Here is a 19,718-nt window from a genome sequence, read left to right as displayed (position 1 = left end):
AAAGAAAGAGCCCGGATTCAACCTCCGGACTCTTTTTTTATTGGACATGAACAACTAGTTCGTTATTTTCCACATCAACAACTACATGACTATTATCAGTAATTGTTCCCGCAATCAATTCACGTGCTAACTTTGTTTCAACTTGACGCTGTACATATCGTTTTAATGGACGCGCTCCATACATCGGATCGAACCCAGATTCCACAACAAACTCTTTTGCTACTTCTGTTAATTCCACTGTAATATGACGATCTATTAAACGCCCTTGTAACTCTTTTACAATTTTATCAACGATTCCTTTGATCTCATTTGTTGTAAGTGGTTTAAATAAAATAATTTCATCCACACGATTTAAAAACTCTGGGCGAAAATGTCCTCTAAGCTGCCCCATAACAAGATCTCTTGCTTCCTCTTTAATTGTACCATCTTCTTGTAACCCTTCTAATAAATGCCCTGAACCAATATTTGATGTCATAATAATCACTGTATTTTTGAAATCCACTGTTCGTCCTTGTGAATCCGTAATACGCCCATCATCTAACATTTGTAATAAAATGTTGAATACTTCTGGATGTGCTTTTTCAATTTCATCTAATAAAATAACGGAATATGGTTTACGGCGTACGGCTTCTGTTAATTGTCCACCTTCCTCATATCCTACATATCCAGGAGGAGCTCCAATCAAGCGAGACACAGCATGTTTCTCCATATACTCGGACATATCAATGCGAATGATTTGCTCTTCACTATCAAATAAAGATTGTGCTAATGTTTTCGCAAGTTCTGTTTTCCCAACGCCTGTTGGTCCTAAGAAAATGAATGAACCGATTGGACGATTTGGATCTTTAATACCAGCGCGAGCACGAAGAACTGCATCCGCCACAAGACTAACTGCTTCCTCTTGTCCAATAACACGTTCTGATAAAATTTGCTCTAAACGTAGCAGTTTTTCACGTTCACCTTCTACAAGTTTTGCAACTGGTATGCCAGTCCAACGTGAAACGATATTTGCAATTTCTTCTTCACTTACTTCTTCACGAAGCAAACGGTTCTCTTGTTCGTTATGCGCTCCCGTTTCTTCCGCTTCTCTTAATTCTTTTTCCACTGCTGGAATTTTACCATGACGAAGCTCTGCTGCTTTATTTAAGTCGTAATTCCCTTCTGCTTCTTCTAATTCACGACGTAAACGTTCAAGGTGTTCCCTTAAGTCACGAACTTTATGGATTTCTTCTTTTTCTTTTTGCCATTGCGCTCGCATTCCATTTGCAACTTCTTTTAAATCAGATAGTTCACGTTGCAATGTTTTTAGTCGCTCTTGACTACCACGATCCGTTTCTTTTCCTAAAGCAGCTTCTTCAATTTCCAGCTGCATAATGCGGCGCGTTACTTCATCCAATTCTGTTGGCATAGAATCAATTTCTGTTCGAATTGTTGCGCACGCTTCATCAACAAGGTCAATCGCTTTATCTGGTAAAAAGCGATCAGATATATATCGATCAGACAATACAGATGCCGCTACAATCGCACGGTCATGAATATTTACACCATGATAAATTTCAAAGCGCTCTTTTAAACCACGTAAAATAGAAATTGTATCTTCTACCGTTGGCTCTTCTGCTAACACTTGTTGAAAACGACGTTCTAGCGCTGGATCTTTCTCAATATATTTTCGATACTCATCTAAAGTAGTCGCTCCAATACAATGAAGTTCACCGCGCGCAAGCATTGGTTTTAACATATTCCCTGCATCCATCGCCCCTTCTGTTTTACCAGCACCAACAATTGTATGGAGCTCATCAATGAATAAAAGAATACGCCCTTCACTTTTTTTGATTTCATTTAACACAGCTTGCAAACGTTCTTCAAACTCACCACGGAACTTTGCACCCGCCACAAGCGCGCTCATATCTAATGCAAAGATTGTTCTATCTTTTAATCCTTCTGGTACATCTTTTCGTACAATTCGTTGTGCCAATCCTTCAACAATTGCTGTTTTCCCAACGCCTGGTTCACCAATTAAAACAGGGTTGTTTTTTGTTTTACGAGAAAGAATGCGGATAACCCGGCGAATTTCGCTATCACGACCAATGACAGGATCAATTTTCCCTTGTCTTACTTCTGCCACTAAATCACGGCCATACTTTTCTAACGCTTCATATGTTACTTCTGGATTTTGACTAGTCACTCTCTGATTCCCCCGAACTTCCATTAAAGACTGTAATAATGTATCCTTCGTAATGTGAAATGCTGTGAACAAGTGATTCATATCACCTTTTTCCTCACAAAATGCGAGCAATACATGTTCCACTGAAATATATTCATCTTGCAGTTTTTTTGCCTCTGCCTCTGCTTTAACGAGTAATTGCCCTAAAGCATTTGTCACATACACTTTGCCAGCTTCTACACCACTTCCTGTAACAGATGGTTTCTTTTGAAGCAATCTTTCTACTTCTTTCGTTAATTGTTCTATATTGACATTCATTTTTTGAAAAATACGCACTGCTAATCCATCTTGCTGCTGTAATAATGCAAGTAATAGATGAACAGTATCAACTTCTTGATGATGATGAGATACCGCTAAAGATTGAGCACTCATAATTGCTTCTTGTGTTTTCGTCGTCATTTGATTTAAGTCCATCTTCACAAACCTCCAAACATTGGAATCCTCTTGATGTTTGACCTTTTTTGATTTTTTGACTTTATTTGACCTTTAATTTAATTATACGCCAATTGTCTTTTTTATACAATGAATTTGATTATGAAATTTGAACTTTGTTTCCCCAAAAAAGTATGTATACCTCTGCTCTTCAATCACAAAAGCCGCAATATAAATTGCGGCTTCTCTTATGGCTTTCTTTTATATGTCCACTGGCGGTTCTGATTCGAATTCTCAGGAAACCTTTGACCAGCAGTTAATTTTACCAGTTGTGGATCTTTAACCATACTTCCTGTTTCACCAATTTCTACATAAATCCCATCATTTGGTGCTTTCTGTCCAGAACGAAACCTATGATTTTGTCCCATTTTCATTCTCCTTCCATGACATCTTTACACCGTTAGTATATCCATTTTTGAAAAAGCCTTTCTGTTATGTTTAGGAAACGAGTCATATTTTTTATTACTGTTCATATGTATGACTTTACATGATAAAGCAGGAGAAAAAGCATCACTTGTTGAAAAAAAAGAAACCGACCTATTCTAGGCCAGTTCCAAAGGAGAGTCAAACATATACGAGAAGATTACATGTTCATTATATGTCTTGCTGCGCCCGTAATGTAACCCTTTTCACAAATTGTACAAAATGAAAGAAACATTATTTGAACTTTCAAAAAAATCATTGACTTTTCTGATTTTGGGTAGGAAATAGTGGACACTAACATGTTTCGCGACGTAAGATGAATATATAATGAAACTTCCATTCATGGTTGTTTCTCCCGCATTAACGGGGATGGAGCCCCCCCGCTGATGGAAGTTCCACTTTATCTATACACTTTCCAACCTCTTATTTCTGCATCTTAAAACGGAAATACAGATAGAAACAAAAAATTTTTCATAAGAGGTGAAAACATGAAAAAACAACATTTAATCGCATTAGATTTAGATGGCACTTTACTTACAGACAATAAAATTATTTCCGCACGAACAAAGCAAACAATTGAAAAAGCAAAAGAACAAGGACATGTTGTTGTCATTTCAACAGGACGTCCATTTCGCGCTAGTCACGCTTATTATAAAGAACTTGGTTTGAATACACCTATCGTTAACTTTAACGGCGCTTATGTTCATCACCCACTTGATACAAATTGGGGAACGCACCATTCCCCCCTTGAGCTTTCTACTGCACAAGAAATCGTTCGCGCTTGCTTTGATTTTGGCGTTAAAAACATTTATGCCGAAGTAATTGACGATGTATATGTTCGCGAAATTGATGAGGATAAAAAGCATATCTTTGAATTTGGCTCTCCAAATATTTTTACAGGAGACTTACTAAACATTTTGCAAGATCATCCAACATGCTTATTAATCGATGCACTGGATGAGCAATCAACAGCTATTCGTAAGCATTTAACAGATATGCATGCAGAAGTGATTGATCATCGAAAATGGGGTGCTCCTTGGCCGATTATTGAAATTGTGAAAAGCGGCCTCAATAAAGCGATTGGACTTCAAAAAGTTTCTAGCTATTATAACATTCCACAAGAACGAATTATTGCGTTCGGTGACGAAGACAATGATTTTGAGATGATTGAGTTTGCAGGTCACGGCATCGCCATGGGTAATGCCATTCCTGAATTAAAAACATTAGCGAATCATACGACATTAACAAACGAAGAAGATGGAATTGCTCTTTATTTAGAAGAGGTTCTTGGATTGTAATCTAAAAATTCCCTACTTATAGTTTGGCTCAAAACGCTCATACTATAACTAGACACAGCGATGTGTCAGTTGTTTTCTGCTAAAAAAGGGGGAATTACGAATGGGTAAAAAGAACAAATCAAAACGTTTCACCCAACAAGGGGCCGATGCTGTTATGAAGCATGCTGAAAGATTCCCGTACCGCGGTACATTAGCTGATGCAGAAAAAGAACGAAACAACTCTTCTCTCGGAGGGGTTTAAATGGGTAACTTATTATTTCAGCAAGCACGAGATGCTGTTGCAGGCGCCGTTTCTTGTTCAAGCGGCACAGAACAGCGGGAACTCGTTTATAGAGCCAAAAATGCTTTGCAATCCGCTTATGCTAATTCTTCAACTGCTGAAAAGGTACAACTGCGCGAGATGCAACAGCAACTGCAAAACATTACTAACACACATTAAAACAAGAGGACCGATTCCCGGTCCTCTTTAATCTTTCCGAAACAACCCAAATATACCGACTGTTTGAATAACATTTGTAAATGCGCCAGGATCTACCTGTCTAATAATTCTCTCTAGTTCATATAGCTCGTAACGGGTAATCACAATCATTAGCATTTCTTTATTTTCATTTGTATATGCCCCTGTCGCTGGTATAGTTGTAATACCGCGTACTAAACGTGCTTGAATCGCTTTTCGTACATCTTTACCATTTTTCGTAACGATAAATGCTGTAATTTTCACATGACGAGTATGAATTGCATCAATAATCCTCGATGATACATATAGTGTCACTAACGTGTATAACGCTTTTTCCCATCCGTACAAATAGCCAGCTGCAATAATGATGATTGCATTAAAGAAAAAGAAATATGTTCCGACAGGCTTATCTTTTATTTTTGACAAAATCATTGCAATGATATCTAAACCACCTGTGGAAGCTCCCCATTTTAAGGCAATTCCTACCCCTATCGCTGAAATGAGACCACCAAAAATAGCATTCAATATAATATCATTTGAAACAGCCTTCACTGGTATAATTTCTAAAAACAGTGTCATAAATACAACACATAAAAAACTAAATAACGTAAACGCTTTTCCGACCTTTTTCCATGCTAAAATAACAACCGGAATATTAAATAAAGCAAAAAGTACTCCCGTCGATATGTGAATCGATGCAAAATCACCTAACACTTGCGAAAGCAATTGAGATAATCCCGCGAAACCGCTCGCATATACTTTTGCTGGCGTTAAGAACAAGTTCATTCCAATTGCATTTAATAAACCTGCGATGATAACAACAATTAGTTTTTTCGTTAATTCGGCATAATTTAATTTTAAGTCCATACCCCATCCACCTTTATACATAATAGGTTCACCACTACTCGTATACATAGTCTTTACGAAAACGGAAATGATAAACGTACAACTGTTTAGAAATGGAGTTGATATGTATGCCGCATACAAGCGATAATGACAAAAAAGCACGCGATAATAATGCAAAGCGCACACAAAAAAATGAACAAGAACAAAAAAATATTCAGCAAGGAAAACGTGCATACTCTAAAAAAACAGATCATCTTTAATTATTTCGTACATCAACATAATTGTTGATGTACTTTTTTATTTCACAAAAAACATCTCAAATTCACTTCTTGTTCACTTCTCTATTTTACAATAATAACAGCATAATTAGATGAGGTGTTAGGATGAAAAGAAAACAATTATGGATAGCAACAGCTGCGCTCGGAACGTTAATGCTGTCTGCTTGTGGTCCAAAAGATAACTCAGAGGCGATTGCAACATCAAAAGTTTCAACCATTACAAAAGGTGATTTTGACAAGCAGTTAAAAGAACGGTACGGAAAAGATATGCTATATGAAATGATGGCACAAGATATCATGACAAAAAAATATAAAGTATCTGATGATGAAGTCGATAAAGAATTCAAAAAAGCAAAAGATCAATTTGGTGATCAATTCAAAACGGTATTAGAAAGTAACCGCCTAAAAGATGAAGATGACTTTAAAAATCAAATTAGGTTCAAATTAGCAATGAACGAAGCCATTAAGAAAAGCATTACAGATAAAGATGTAAAAGCAAACTATAAACCTGAAATTAAAGCCAGCCACATTTTAGTAAACGATGAAAAAACGGCAAATGATATTAAGAAACAACTGGATGAAGGTGCTTCATTCGAAGAGTTAGCAAAACAACAGTCACAGGACCCAGGTTCAAAGGAAAATGGCGGAGACCTTGGATACTTCGGTCCAGGTAAAATGGTACCTGAATTTGAAGAAGCGGCTTACAAATTAAATGTCGGTGAAATTAGCAAACCTATCAAGTCATCACAAGGCTATCACATTATTAAACTTACCGATAAAAAAGAATTAAAACCATATGATGAGGTAAAAGATTCCATTCGTAAAAATCTGGAAGAAAAGTTGTTAGCAGATCAAACTACCGGTCAAAAAATATTGTTAGACGAATTCAAGAAAGCTGATATTAAAGTAAAAGATAGTGATTTGAAAGATACATTCTCTCGTCTTTCCGGACAACAATAAAAAATCTAGCAACAGAGTGGGCTAGTAGAAAAATAGTAAATGAAATTTCACCCCGCATTAACGGGCAGTAAGACTCCCACCTCAAGATTCAGAGAAAAACGAGAAAGATAAGTGAGGAATCAACTGCTCGTAAAAGCCCGATTGGCGAGAGCTAATAATCAGTGGGAGATGAAGAAAACCCCACTGATTAAAGTTTCACTTTACCGGAGCAAATTCGAATATATCGACGTTCCGACACATAACGACAAAAAATAGGAGCCTGCTGACTCCTGTTTCCCAACACTCTGAAAATCCGAACAGGCATGAGCCTGTTCGGATTTTTTTATTTCTTGAAGTACGTCCAACCTTCTTCTTGATAAACCTTTTCTTCTTTCATCAACTTACCAAGCGCACGTTTAAACGCTGCTTTACTCATATTAAAACGTTCTTTAATGTCTTCTGGATGGCTTTTATCCCAAAACGGCATTGCTCCTCCGCGGCTCTCCATGTACTCATAAACCACCGCAGCATCATCTTCCATTCCCTCTTCTTTACGCGGAAGAAGTGAAATATTAATCGTACCATCATCTTTCACATCAATAATACGGCCCGTTACACGCTCACCAATACGAACTTGTTCTTTTCTTTCTGTGTGGTGTAAAAAGGCACGGAAATGTTCATCCGTTAATACAAACGAACCAACTTGAAGTGAGCGATATACACGTCCGTTCACATTTTTATTACGCATAGATGGCGTTGCCTCTACAATAATTTCCTGCATATCTGAATCTCTTGCCGGAAGAGCAATAAGACGGCCGCGATTTGTTAATTTTAATGTACAATATAACTCATCGCCTTCTTCTGGCCAAACTGGTGTATAAATTGGAAACTCATCAGCTGGGATTAAGATATCCTTAGAAACACCGATATCAACGAACACACCTAAATCAGGTTTTACTTCTACAACTTTTACCCAATTCCAATCACTTATCGTAATAAGCGGCGTCTTCATTGTCGCAGAAATTCGCTCTTGATGATCAAGATATAGAAATACATCAATCGTATCGCCTTCCTCAATTTCTCCCGCTACTTCATTTTTATGTAAAAATACTTCTTCATAACCATCCTCATCGTCAAATCCAACCATATATCCAATTTCCGTTTCTCGTAAAACAGTTACCTGTTCAATCGATCCTGGCTGCAAATACATATATTTTAATTCCCTTCTATATATAAAGTATATTTTTATCATTCCAAAGAAAGCTTCATTATAACACGAATTTTCCTTTATTTGTCCAACTCGCAAAAATTCACTATAATAAGAGATGGAATTTAATTTGGAGGTGCTTACTATGGCAAAAGATAGTTCTTTTGACATCGTTTCAAAAGTAGAATTACCAGAAGTAACAAATGCTATTAACATCGCATTAAAAGAAATTCAAAATCGATATGACTTTAAAGGAAGCAAAAGTGATATTAAATTGGAAAAAGAAGTAATCGTTTTAACTTCTGATGATGAATTTAAATTAGATCAAGTAAAAGATGTTCTTATTTCAAAACTAGTTAAACGCGAAGTACCAATTAAAAACTTAGACTACGGAAAAGTAGAAAGCGCTACTGGTAACACAGTACGTCAACGTGCAACACTGCAACAAGGTATCGATAAAGAGAACGCTAAGAAAATTAATAACATTATTAAAGAGTTAAAATTAAAAGTGAAAACACAAGTACAAGATGATCAAGTACGCGTAACAGCAAAAAGCCGCGATGACTTACAAGCAGTAATCGCAGCGGTTCGTAGCGCTGATTTACCAATCGACGTACAATTCATTAACTATCGTTAATAGAAAAATAATAAAAAATGATAAACACACGTAAAATAGCGCTTCACCTAACCCTTTTTGGTCAGATGAAGCGCTATTTTTTCATATTTTGGCACGCTACGATGAGATAGGCCTGCATTTGGACAGACTTCAGCCCTCAGAACCGAGCGTATCGATAACCATCTACTTTTGTCTATAATTGAAATTTATCAGGACTACACTTTTTTTCAAATATTCTCATTAATCAATTCTATTTTACAGAAAAAAACTGTTTCACCTTCTAACTAATTGAACTACCCCCACCTTCACTTCATTTAGAGGAGGGGGTCTTCTCGGTTAAAATGATAAAATCCATTATTCTACCTATGATATTCCTTATATATAAAATTATAAATTATAACATAAAAATATAATAACTTCGTATGCAATATTGCATACTAAAACAGATTGCAAACCATCTATTTTCTGAATATAATAAACATAAAATATGGCTAAATTTTCAGAAAATAAATAAAGGTAATTTTAAAGAGCGGATTGAATACCAAAAACGTTCATCTAATAAACGAATTATTAATTGTGTTTATTTTCAAATAGCTAGATTTCACCTTTCAAAACTCATTTTTTTGAAAAGATTTTTAATAGTATAGAATAATATTTATATCAAGAAAGTTAGTCCAATACATAGTAATCTTAATAAAGGTTATAGCTCAGATAAGTCAACAAATATTATCAGACATTATAAGATTCTAAAATAATCATTATTTTAATTTAAATTTTCAGAATAATCAAACTGAAATGTCCGAAGTAAGAAAAATTAACATGTACATATTTATTACTAAAACTTTAATGAATGGTGGGAATGAAATGAAACGCAAAGTATTAACAAAATGGTTTGGAATTATAAGTTTAATCATTATGTTGCTAGGAGTTTCTATTCCACAAGCAGCAGCTGAGATAATACATCAAGAAAAGTTTCAAATTAACTGGAATCACATTAAATTCAAAGGTGCTGAAGTAAAAATAAAGGCAGATCTCTTAAAAACTTCATCAAAAGATGTTGCATATTGTTTATCACCTGATTTGAATTCACCAAACGGAGAGGAACTTCCTGAAATCGGGAAAGAAAATGATTTTGTATATCGTGTTTTACTTTATGGCTATCCTCAAAAAACACCAGCTGAACTGGGAGTTTCTACAAAAGAGGAAGCATACTATGCAACTCAATTAGCTATCTGGGTTGCATCTAAAAAAATCGAAATTGCTGATTCAAAACCAGAGAACCAACCGGTATATAATCTTGTAAAACAGCTGATAGACAAAGCTTCTAAAGGTACTGAAGTACAGGAAACATACTTAAACATAATACCTAATGAAAAACAGACAGTAGAGCAAAATGGGGACTATCTTGAAACCAAATTATATACGGTTCAATCAAATGCCTTATCTGGAGTATATTCCGTTCAATTGGAGGGGGCACCAGAAGGAGTGAAAATTTTAAATGAACAAGGTGAAGAAAAGAATGAATTCTCTATAAAGGAAAAATTTAAAATTTTAATTCCAAAAAAATCGACAAATGGAACTTTCAAACTAAGAGTACATACAAAATTGCAAAGTTTACAAGCAGTTATTTTTGATGGCAAACAAAAGGTTCAAAATACCACAGCTTTATTGCCAAGAATGAGTGAAAAAAGTAGTACTGATATAGCAGTGCAATGGGAATCATTAGGATCTCTAAAAATTACGAAGGTAGGAGAGAATAGAGAAACTTTAAAAGGAGCGGTATTTGAGGTTGCAAGTGAAAATGGCGATTTTAGGAAAGAAATCACTACAACTAAAGATGGAGTTGCACTATTAAATCAGCTTCCTATTGGTACATATATTATAAAGGAAATTCAGGCACCAGAGGGTTATGTACTGGACCCTACAATACAGAGAATGGAAGTAAAGAACGGCGAAATAGCAAAAATAGAAATAAAGAATAAAAAAATAAAAAACGAGCTGCAAGTTACAAAAATACATGATACATATAAAAACACTAAACAATCTGATGATATACAAAATAAAGAGTACACAGAAGAAAAAGAGCATGTAAGTCAAGAACAATATTACTTACCATCAACAGGAGGAAAATTTCCAATTACATCATATATAGGAATATCATTTGTTGTTTTAGGACTCTACATATTGAAAGCAAAACACAAATAAGTTACAAATAGTAGAGGCTTATTATTAAAATTTATAGAAGGTAGTAGCTAATACTTAATATTCAAGATACCTTAATAGCCCTATATAATGTTAACAGATGTTTCGTGAAAATGTAGGTTATAATGATTCTCAAAAATGAAAACGCTTGCAAAATTAAAGTTTATTAAACTATAGGTATGTCTTTTTATCCTAGAAACTATGAGAGACGCCTACTAAAATAAATGAACATTAATTTTGCATTCAGGAGAATCCATCCAATTTTGCAAGTGGTAATAGTTTAGTAAATAGGTGAGATAAAGAATAAGCCAAAAAAACAAATTTATCCAATAGAACCGTATAATGCACAAAAAGGGTATTCATTGGCGGCAATTACATTTACATACTAAAGCATAAAAAGCTTTTTCACCATGAAACTGATACTGTTGAACCTATGTCCACAGAACAGGAGGAGCTACTTAAATAGAATCTGCGTTGTCTTTTCGGATCTCTGAACCATTTAAATAACGTTTTACAGCCTTTAATTTCTCTTCGATTGTAAATTAAAAAGCACCTCCAATTGTTAAACTGCGTCTAACAATTGGAGGTATTCTTCATAATCTCCTTTTATTTTCATAACTACGGCTTGTATATAGTCTAAAACCTACCCACTCCTATTATTTCTTCTTTTTCTTTACCGCGATTAAAAAAGCAATAAACAAAACATTTACCCCAATTAGTAAAGAGATAAAAAGCCAATTAACCCCTGTTTTTTCTCTAACTTGATATACATTTGCTTCTTCTCGCTTCAATACGAGATAATAATTCCCATCTTCTTCTCTAATGATTTCATCTTCCAATAATCCCTTTAATTCTCGATTTTCTCCTATCTCATTTGCCGAAAGTGAAACTTTTTGTGTCTCTTTCGTGTTGTTAATTGCAACAAGTGTCACTTCATCTTTATACGTCCTTTTTAGCACACTCATCCCAGTCTTATCATATAACAACTCAAATGTCCCACGGCGAAGAGAAGGGAATTTTTGACGAATCTCTCCCAATCTCGTTACATACTGTAAAAACTTTTCATCTGTTTTAAAGTCCATTAAACGGCGATTATCTGGCACTCCTCCGCCATCAAGCGCAATTTCCGTTCCGTAGTAAACAATCGGCATCCCTGGTGTTGTATATAAATAAGTAAGCGCAAGTTTTAAACGAGTCGGCGGATAATATGCGTTCTCTTTCGCGATTCTGACAAACCGCTTTGTATCTTGATTATCTAAAAAATTACTTGTTACTTTACCATATTCTATTAAACTAACGTCATAAAGTGGTTTAATAGGTGTATCCGTTTTCGCAAAGACATCTGTTATGTGCTTATAGTACTCATTATGTATACCCTCTCCCTCATCAGCCATAACGAGGAAATCTTTTTTTATTCCTTGAACACTTTGTTTTACTGTATTTAAAAAGGCACGAGATATTTCTTTACTATGCATAAGATAACTTCCATCTATGTTTGCTTCTTTCATCCACCATTTTATCGAATCAATAAGCGTTTCTTGCTCTTTTTCTACAACAAATTGAAACACCACTTTCATATCTCGTTTATGTGCTTCTTGTACAAGTTGTTTCACATCTTGCATTGACCCAAAATGTTCATTCACTTTTTGCAAATCAACCATACCATACCCATCATACGTTTCACCTTTAAAAATTGGCGAAAGCATAATAGTAGTGAATCCCATCTCTTTTATGTAATCTATTCGCTTTACAATCCCTTGTATATCTCCCCCTTGGTATCTTTCTAAATTCCCTACATCAAGCTGTTTATCATTTTTTGCATCTCCATTATTAAAACGGTCAACCATAATAGAATATACTACTTCATCTTGCCACTCTCTTTTTTCTTCCGCTAATGTATGTATAGGCGCTAAGAAAGCAAATACCATACAAAAACAAATCAACACTCCTCTTCTCCATATCTTCTTCACATAATATCCCCCAACTTCTTTTTAATTGTAAGAATAGTATATCAATTTTCCGAACAAACCGCACTTACACAAACGACATGTTAGGTTTCCTTACGCAACATTTGAAATTTTCTGAAAAACATGTTGATTTTTTATTTATTATTGAATATGATATGAAACATAACATTGAATGTAATATTTTATAACATTATAGGAGGGGAAAAGAATGAACATGGGAGATACTGTGTTTTTATTTTTAGCGACGGTAATGGTTATGATTATGACGCCAGGTTTGGCACTTTTTTACGGCGGGATGGTTCGTAGCAAAAATGTACTGAGTACTACAATGCATAGCTATAGCGCGATGGCGATTGTTTCCATTCAATGGATTTTTATCGGTTATTCTTTATCATTCGGGCCAGATTGGAATGGCGTCATTGGTACATTAGATTGGTTCGGCTTACAAAACGTAACTTACGCGCCAAACACAGACTACTCCGCTACTATTCCTCACAATTTATTTATGATGTTTCAACTTATGTTTGCAATCTTAACACCAGCGCTCATTTCAGGAGCATTCGCTGAAAGAATGCGATTTTCTGCTTTTCTCATTTTCATCCTTCTTTGGACGACAATCGTTTATAATCCCGTTGCCCATTGGGTATGGGGCGTTGGCGGATGGCTTCGCGAACTCGGAGCATTAGATTTCGCTGGCGGTAACGTTGTCCATATCACATCCGGTGTTGCTGGGCTTGTATTAGCGATTTTCCTCGGTAAGCGAAAAGACGTAAACGGATCTTCTCCCCACCATCTCCCCTTTACACTTTTAGGCGCAGGCTTATTATGGTTTGGATGGTTCGGGTTTAACGTCGGTAGCGCCCTTACACTGAACGATGTAGCACTGACCGCATTCATTAATACAAATACCGCTGCAGCAGCTTCCGCTTTAACATGGATCTTAGCAGAGTGGTTCTTCCAATCAAAACCGACCGTAATGGGAGCGGCTTGCGGCGCTGTATCAGGCCTCGTTGCTATTACACCAGCTTGCGGATTCGTCACTCCTTTCTCCGCTCTTTTAATCGGAGCGATCGGAGGCGTTCTTTGCTTCGGAGCTGTCTTCTTTTTAAAACATAAACTTGGCTATGATGATGCACTTGATGCATTTGGATGTCACGGTATCGGCGGAACATGGGGCGGCATTGCAACAGGACTATTTGCAACCACTTCTGTAAATAGCGGCGGCGCTGATGGACTATTTTATGGAAATGCCGCACTCCTTTGGAAACAGCTCACTGCAATTGGAGCGACTTATGCATTTACAATCGTGATGACGTACGCCATTATTAAAGGAATTAGTTTCTTCCTTCCCGTTCGCGCGCATGAGCATGAAGAGCAAATGGGTTTGGATATTTCGATGCACGGTGAGAAGGCTTATGAATATAGTGAGAAATCACTAGGCGAGGTGGAAATACAAAAAGAGGCTAAGTGATGCATTTTATAAGTATATAACTTTTATAATAGAAAAAGGTTTATCTCTTTTTAAATTCGAATTTAGAAAGTAAAAAATCTAATAAAAAATAAAGTTCTTATAAGTATTTTAAAAGAAAAGACGACTGAAAATTCAGCCGTCTTTTTATTCATTATATTAGTAGACACATATAGCAATTAAAATTTGAGAATAAAATAGAACCAGGAATATTATTATTTCTTAGGATTTCCTACATACGCTGAAATATCAACGTTTAATGCTTTTGCTAAGCGCATACCGTAATCACGATCTGCACGGAAGAAGTTACAGATTGCAAGTAATTTTGTTTGCTCATGCACATCTTTTAAATCGTTTGTTAAGTTGGCAATTAAGTTATCTTGTTCCTTTTTAGAGAATGAACGGTAACGCTCACCCGCTTGCTGGAAGTCGTTTGGTTTATCGATTTTTTCACGAGATACATAACCTTCAAGCTTCATAGTTGAATCACGGTATGCTGGATCCTCAACTGGATTTTCAGCATGACGACTTGGCTCGTAGTTAATTGTTGATGGTTGTTGATTCATTTGCATTGCACCATCACGTTGTTGATTACGAACAGCTGCATATGGGCAGTTCACAGGGATTTGTAAGTAGTTGGCACCAAGACGGTATCGCTGTGTATCTGGATAAGAGAATAAACGTCCTTGTAATAATTTATCTTCAGACGGTTCAATACCAGGTACAGTCGCACTTGGAGTAAACGCAGCTTGCTCTACTTCTGCAAAGAAGTTTTGTGGGTTGCGATTTAACGTCATTGTTCCGACTTCTATTAATGGAAAGCGATCTTCTGGCCATACTTTTGTTGGATCTAATGGATCAAAGTCTAAAGAATCCATTTCATCAAGTTGCATTACCTGTACGTGAAGATCCCATTTTGGATAATCTCCGCGCTCGATTGCATCAAATAAATCACGAGTTGCATGGTTGAAGTCTTTTCCTTGTACTTGTTCTACTTCTTTTGCACTCAAGTTACGAACACGTTGCTGTGGTTTCCAATGATATTTAATATAAACAATTTTACCTTCTGCACTAATCCATTTAAATGAATGTACACCGAAACCTTCCATTTGACGATAGTTTGCAGGAGTACCGTAATCAGAGAATACCCATGTCATCATGTGTGTAGACTCTGGAGACAAAGTCATGAAATCCCAGTAACGATCTGGCGTTTGAATATTTGTATCTGGTGCTGGTTTTAAAGAGTGCACCATGTCAGGAAATTTAATTGCATCACGAATGAAGAAAACTGGTAAATGGTTACCAACGATATCATAGTTTCCTTCCTCTGTATAAAACTTTACAGCGAAACCACGTGGGTCGCGAGCTGTTTCCGGAGAACCTTGCCCATGAATAACCGTTGAGAAACGAACGAATACAGGCGTTTCTGTTCCCTCGTTTTGTAAAAACGCTGCTTTCGTATATGCTTTCATGCTATTTTTCGTTACGAAAACACCATGAGCACCTGCGCCACGCGCATGAACAACACGTTCCGGAATACGTTCACGATCAAAATGAGCAAGTTTTTCTACTAAATGATAATCTTCTAATAATACCGGTCCACGGCGACCAGCTGTACGAGAATTTTGGTTATCTCCTACCGGAGCACCTTGGTTTGTTGTTAAGCGATTATTTGGATTCATCAAGAGGAACCTCCTATTATTTCATAATAATAATTACTTATTTAAAATTATTATAATTTAATTATTGTTCAAAATTAATTTTTTGTCAATTATTTTATTCACTTTTTTGGAAACAATTTCTACTAAACAAGCAATAAATAAGCCTTGAGCATTCGGCATAGCTGGCCTGAAATAGGATACACCTAGTTCATCCGTTACAACTTTACATTCATAATCGTTGTCATACAGCACTTCTAAATGTTCTGCCACAAACCCGACAGGACAGTATACAAAAGATTCATAACCATGCTTTTCGTATAAATCTTTCGTTACATCTTGTATATCTGGTCCAATCCATGGATCTGGTGTATTTCCTGCACTTTGCCAGCCAATTGTATAATTTTGAATACCTGCTGCTTCAGCAATTAAATCTGCCGTATGCTGTAGTTGCTTCACATACGGGTCTCCTGCTGCAATAATCTTCTCCGGTAAACTATGCGCTGAAAAAATTACAACAGCTTTCTCCCCGTCTGTAATTCTAGTAAATGTTTCTTTTATTCGGTTTGCCCAATACGCAATAAATTTCGGTTCATCGTACCATTGCTCAATCGGCTCTATAACAGGACCATTTATGTTCTCAGAAATCTTTTGGGCACGCTCGTTGTACGCTTTAATACTAAAAGTTGAATAATGAGGTGCTAACACAATACTAATTGCTTCCTCAATACCATCCCGCTTCATCTCTTCCACCGCATCTTCAATAAATGGAGCGATATGTTTTAGTCCCAAATAACATACAAATTCAAATTCTGAAAAACTCTTATTTAACTCATTTGTTAATTTTCTAGCTTGTTCCTTTGTAATTTTCGCAAGTGGTGAAATACCACCAATCGCTTTATAACGCCCCACTAAATCATCAAGCGCTTCTTGAGATGGTTTACGTCCATGACGAATATGCGTATAATACGCCTCTACATCCTCAAGTGATTCTGGTGTTCCGTACGCCATCACAAGTAAACCTATTTTCTTCTTATTCATCTATATTCACCTCAATATCAGAAATGAGAATCTTTTTCAAGAACATTCGTTTACAGTATACCAACCGATAATGAGTACGTCAAAAGAATAATTATAAATAAGTATTATTTATAATATGATTTTTAATTTTATTTGACAATTTATTTAATATCATTTGTCATATTCTGGTTTGCTTCCACTGAATTTTGAGATAGGGTCTTACTGTCCGCAAATAGCGAGATAAAAATGTAACAGTTAACATTCTAAAATCAAAATAAAATGAATAACAAATGAATAAAAATTATACGTAAGATATAAGATCATTAAGATATTCAGTTACATAAAGATCATTAATATGTTGATACACAATTAATGACGATACTCATTCAATTTGTTAGTATATAAATGACTTAACCACGAATAATCAATAAACATTCTAGTTTATGAATTTTTATTCGAAACTAAGTATATCTCAACTATTTTCAGGAGGTTTTTTTCGAATGAAGTTACATAAGGTGAAACATTTGCTACCTATATCTGCTGCAACAATTACACTCGTATCTAATCAAGGAACAGCTAATGCCGCAACGGTTTATACTGTTAAAAAGAATGACACTCTCTGGGATCTCAGCACCCACTATGGAGTTTCACTTCAAGCCATTAAACAAGCGAATCATAAGACGAATGATCGAATTTATATTGGAGAACAATTAACCATTCCAGTCTCGCCTTCATCAAGCGAATCTACACAACAAAAAGATGTGGCAGCTTCAAATCATTCAACTCAAGCTGTTTATCAAGTTCAACGAGGAGATACATTAGAAGCTATCGCAAAACGATACAATGTATCCATACAATCAATTAGACAAGCTAACAATACAAACGGCGATCGGATTTATGCAGGTCAACACTTAATTATTACGACAGGTATTTCAGAACAAGAACTGGACTTAATGGCTCGTTTGGTCACTGCCGAAGCCGGAGGAGAGCCTTACGCTGGGAAAGTCGCAGTGGCCAAAGTTATATTAAATCGCGTTGATGCAGTAGGATTTCCAAATACAATTACCGATGTTATTTATGAACCTATTAAATACGGCTATGCCTTTACACCAGTTACAGATGGAAGAATTGATCAACCAGCAACCCGCGAAGCGAGAATGGCGGTAGAAGAAGCAATTTCTACTAAAGGAATTAATTCTGATTGGCTTTATTTTTATAATCCAAAAACCTCTACCGACAAATGGATTACGACACGCCAAACTGTTGCAGTAATTGGGAATCATGTGTTTGCTAAATGAGGAATTGATTCATTAACTATATTTACTCTCGGACAGATCTCTTCCCTTGGAAGGTCTGTCCCTTTTCATTTCTCTTCTATAGATTCATAGAGAATATTCAACTACCCCTACCTTCACTTCGTTTAGAGGAGTGAGTCTTCTCGGTTAAAATGATAAAGAAGACACTCTAACAAGTGTCTTCTTTCGTTGTAAAAATCTCTTAAAATATGTATCTAGTATCCTACATACTCATAAAAAAACTTTCGTTACATCATAGCGCCGTTATCTTTGAATGAATACCATTTCCCATCAATGAAATGTTTGCCTGTTGCCATCGCACCGCTAGACTGTAAATAATACCATGTGCCATTATCTTGCACCCAGCCTGTTGTCATTGGGCCATCATAAAAGTAATACCATTTCCCGTTATAACTTAACCAACCTGCGTGGCTTGCTCCAGTTTTATCATCAAAGTAATACCAATCACCATCAACTAATTCCCATCCCGTTACCATTGATCCATCTGGATTGAAATACCATACAGTACCACCTTCAGCTAGTTTTCCTGTCCGCATAGCACCACTGTCATCAAAAAAGTAACGCTTTCCTCCTTCATCTAACCAACCTTCGTTCCACCCATTAGCTGAGCTTTTCATTGTGCCATTTGCATTTAAGTAATACCATGCGCCCTTATCTTTTAACCAGCCTGTTTTCATCGTTCCATCTGCATTCAGGTAGTACCAATTCCCATTATCTTCAATCCAACCTGTTTGCATCTTAGAAGCCACAAAGTAATACCAGCTTCCTTTATAACTTAGCCAACCATTATGAGTATTAAAATGCGTCCGGCTTTCTTCGAAGTAGTACCATTCATTATTAATCAAATTCCAACCAGTTGCCATTGCTCCATCAGATAAGAAATAATTACCATCAGGATGTGAACCTATCCAATTGTTTACTTTCATATCTCCAGAGCCTGGATTCATGTAGTATATCTTACCATTATATTCAAGATAGCCCTCGTGTAAGTTTCCTCCTTGGTGAACGTAATACCATTCTCCTTCGTACTGAACCCAGCCTTCGTTCGTATATAACGCACCGTCTGCTCCTAATAAATAACATGAACCTTGATTAAAAATATTACCCGTTTTCATTGCTCCACTTTCAGCAAAGTAGTACCACTTTCCAGCATCACTTAACCAGCCATTACTTTTCATTGCCCCATCCGCATTCAAGTAATACCATGTACCATTATCTTTTAACCACCCTGTTTTCTTCACACTATTTTGATCATAGAAATACCATGTATTTCCCTCTTTTACCCACCCTGTTTTCTGCATTGCCTGTTCTGTTTTTGGAGTAAGTTGTTTTACAGCTTCTTGGTTTTCAGCATGAGATACTGCAGG

General features: G+C 36.1%; 17 protein-coding genes. 9 read left to right on the top strand and 8 right to left on the bottom strand.

The window, feature by feature from the left end; all coding sequences use genetic code 11:
* Positions 1–37: 37 nt before the first annotated feature.
* A complete protein-coding gene (clpB, locus tag C564_RS0100085) occupies positions 38–2,638 on the bottom strand; it encodes an ATP-dependent chaperone ClpB (RefSeq protein ID WP_006093925.1) in 2,601 nt (866 codons plus the stop codon).
* A 206-nt stretch (positions 2,639–2,844) separates the two neighbouring features.
* On the bottom strand, positions 2,845–3,024 hold the full coding sequence (locus tag C564_RS0100080) for a YjzC family protein (protein WP_018763997.1): 180 nt from the start codon (positions 3,022–3,024) through the stop codon (positions 2,845–2,847).
* Positions 3,025–3,567: 543 nt separating this feature from the next.
* On the opposite strand from C564_RS0100080, the gene C564_RS0100075 reads away from it, so the two are divergent.
* From C564_RS0100075 to C564_RS0100065, 3 genes are all read left to right on the top strand, one after another.
* A complete protein-coding gene (locus C564_RS0100075) occupies positions 3,568–4,377 on the top strand; it encodes a Cof-type HAD-IIB family hydrolase (protein WP_003195903.1) in 810 nt (269 codons plus the stop codon).
* A gap of 100 nt (positions 4,378–4,477) precedes the next feature.
* Complete coding sequence (locus tag C564_RS0100070) at positions 4,478–4,618, top strand: hypothetical protein (protein WP_003195901.1); 141 nt, start codon at positions 4,478–4,480, stop codon at positions 4,616–4,618.
* The gene (locus C564_RS0100065) at positions 4,619–4,816 is read left to right on the top strand and encodes a DUF3813 domain-containing protein (protein WP_003195898.1); all 198 of its coding nucleotides are present in this window, start codon (positions 4,619–4,621) and stop codon (positions 4,814–4,816) included.
* A 27-nt stretch (positions 4,817–4,843) separates the two neighbouring features.
* On the opposite strand, the gene C564_RS0100060 is transcribed toward C564_RS0100065, so the two are convergent.
* On the bottom strand, positions 4,844–5,701 hold the full coding sequence (locus C564_RS0100060; protein ID WP_033798724.1) for a YitT family protein: 858 nt from the start codon (positions 5,699–5,701) through the stop codon (positions 4,844–4,846).
* A gap of 107 nt (positions 5,702–5,808) precedes the next feature.
* Here C564_RS0100060 and C564_RS34175 point away from each other — a divergent pair, with 107 nt between their 5' ends.
* Both C564_RS34175 and prsA read left to right on the top strand, forming a co-directional pair.
* Positions 5,809–5,940 (top strand): DUF3941 domain-containing protein, encoded by a 132-nt coding sequence (locus C564_RS34175; protein WP_001120851.1) that lies wholly within the window; start codon positions 5,809–5,811, stop codon positions 5,938–5,940.
* Between the two features lie 123 nt (positions 5,941–6,063).
* Entirely contained in the window at positions 6,064–6,918 is an 855-nt protein-coding gene (prsA, locus tag C564_RS0100050) for a peptidylprolyl isomerase PrsA (protein WP_003195894.1), read from the top strand.
* A gap of 322 nt (positions 6,919–7,240) precedes the next feature.
* On the opposite strand, the gene C564_RS0100045 is transcribed toward prsA, so the two are convergent.
* Complete coding sequence (locus C564_RS0100045; protein ID WP_006093927.1) at positions 7,241–8,107, bottom strand: CvfB family protein; 867 nt, start codon at positions 8,105–8,107, stop codon at positions 7,241–7,243.
* A 142-nt stretch (positions 8,108–8,249) separates the two neighbouring features.
* Here C564_RS0100045 and C564_RS0100040 point away from each other — a divergent pair, with 142 nt between their 5' ends.
* Both C564_RS0100040 and C564_RS0100035 read left to right on the top strand, forming a co-directional pair.
* The gene (locus C564_RS0100040) at positions 8,250–8,741 is read left to right on the top strand and encodes a YajQ family cyclic di-GMP-binding protein (protein ID WP_018763995.1); all 492 of its coding nucleotides are present in this window, start codon (positions 8,250–8,252) and stop codon (positions 8,739–8,741) included.
* 843 nt (positions 8,742–9,584) lie between these two features.
* Entirely contained in the window at positions 9,585–10,925 is a 1,341-nt protein-coding gene (locus C564_RS0100035) for a SpaA isopeptide-forming pilin-related protein (RefSeq protein ID WP_018763994.1), read from the top strand.
* Between the two features lie 653 nt (positions 10,926–11,578).
* Here the strand turns inward: C564_RS0100035 and C564_RS0100030 are convergent.
* The gene (locus tag C564_RS0100030; protein ID WP_018763993.1) at positions 11,579–12,850 is read right to left on the bottom strand and encodes an alpha-amylase family glycosyl hydrolase; all 1,272 of its coding nucleotides are present in this window, start codon (positions 12,848–12,850) and stop codon (positions 11,579–11,581) included.
* 247 nt (positions 12,851–13,097) lie between these two features.
* Here C564_RS0100030 and C564_RS0100025 point away from each other — a divergent pair, with 247 nt between their 5' ends.
* A complete protein-coding gene (locus C564_RS0100025) occupies positions 13,098–14,360 on the top strand; it encodes an ammonium transporter (RefSeq protein WP_018763992.1) in 1,263 nt (420 codons plus the stop codon).
* Between the two features lie 212 nt (positions 14,361–14,572).
* Here the strand turns inward: C564_RS0100025 and C564_RS0100020 are convergent, their stop codons facing one another.
* Both C564_RS0100020 and hemH read right to left on the bottom strand, forming a co-directional pair.
* On the bottom strand, positions 14,573–16,039 hold the full coding sequence (locus tag C564_RS0100020) for a catalase (RefSeq protein ID WP_018763991.1): 1,467 nt from the start codon (positions 16,037–16,039) through the stop codon (positions 14,573–14,575).
* A gap of 57 nt (positions 16,040–16,096) precedes the next feature.
* Complete coding sequence (gene hemH, locus C564_RS0100015; RefSeq protein WP_018763990.1) at positions 16,097–17,056, bottom strand: ferrochelatase; 960 nt, start codon at positions 17,054–17,056, stop codon at positions 16,097–16,099.
* A gap of 479 nt (positions 17,057–17,535) precedes the next feature.
* Between hemH and C564_RS0100010 the strand changes: the two genes are divergently transcribed.
* The gene (locus C564_RS0100010; RefSeq protein ID WP_018763989.1) at positions 17,536–18,333 is read left to right on the top strand and encodes a LysM peptidoglycan-binding domain-containing protein; all 798 of its coding nucleotides are present in this window, start codon (positions 17,536–17,538) and stop codon (positions 18,331–18,333) included.
* 245 nt (positions 18,334–18,578) lie between these two features.
* On the opposite strand, the gene C564_RS0100005 is transcribed toward C564_RS0100010, so the two are convergent.
* The coding region (locus tag C564_RS0100005) for an N-acetylmuramoyl-L-alanine amidase family protein (protein ID WP_018763988.1) at positions 18,579–19,718 on the bottom strand (1,140 nt) is incomplete at its 5' end.

Source organism: Bacillus sp. 105MF, assembly GCF_000374885.1.
Taxonomy (GTDB): Bacteria; Bacillota; Bacilli; order Bacillales; family Bacillaceae_G; genus Bacillus_A; species Bacillus_A pseudomycoides.
The sequence above is the reverse complement of the archived record's forward strand: the minus strand, read 5'-3'. Positions and strand labels throughout refer to the sequence as shown.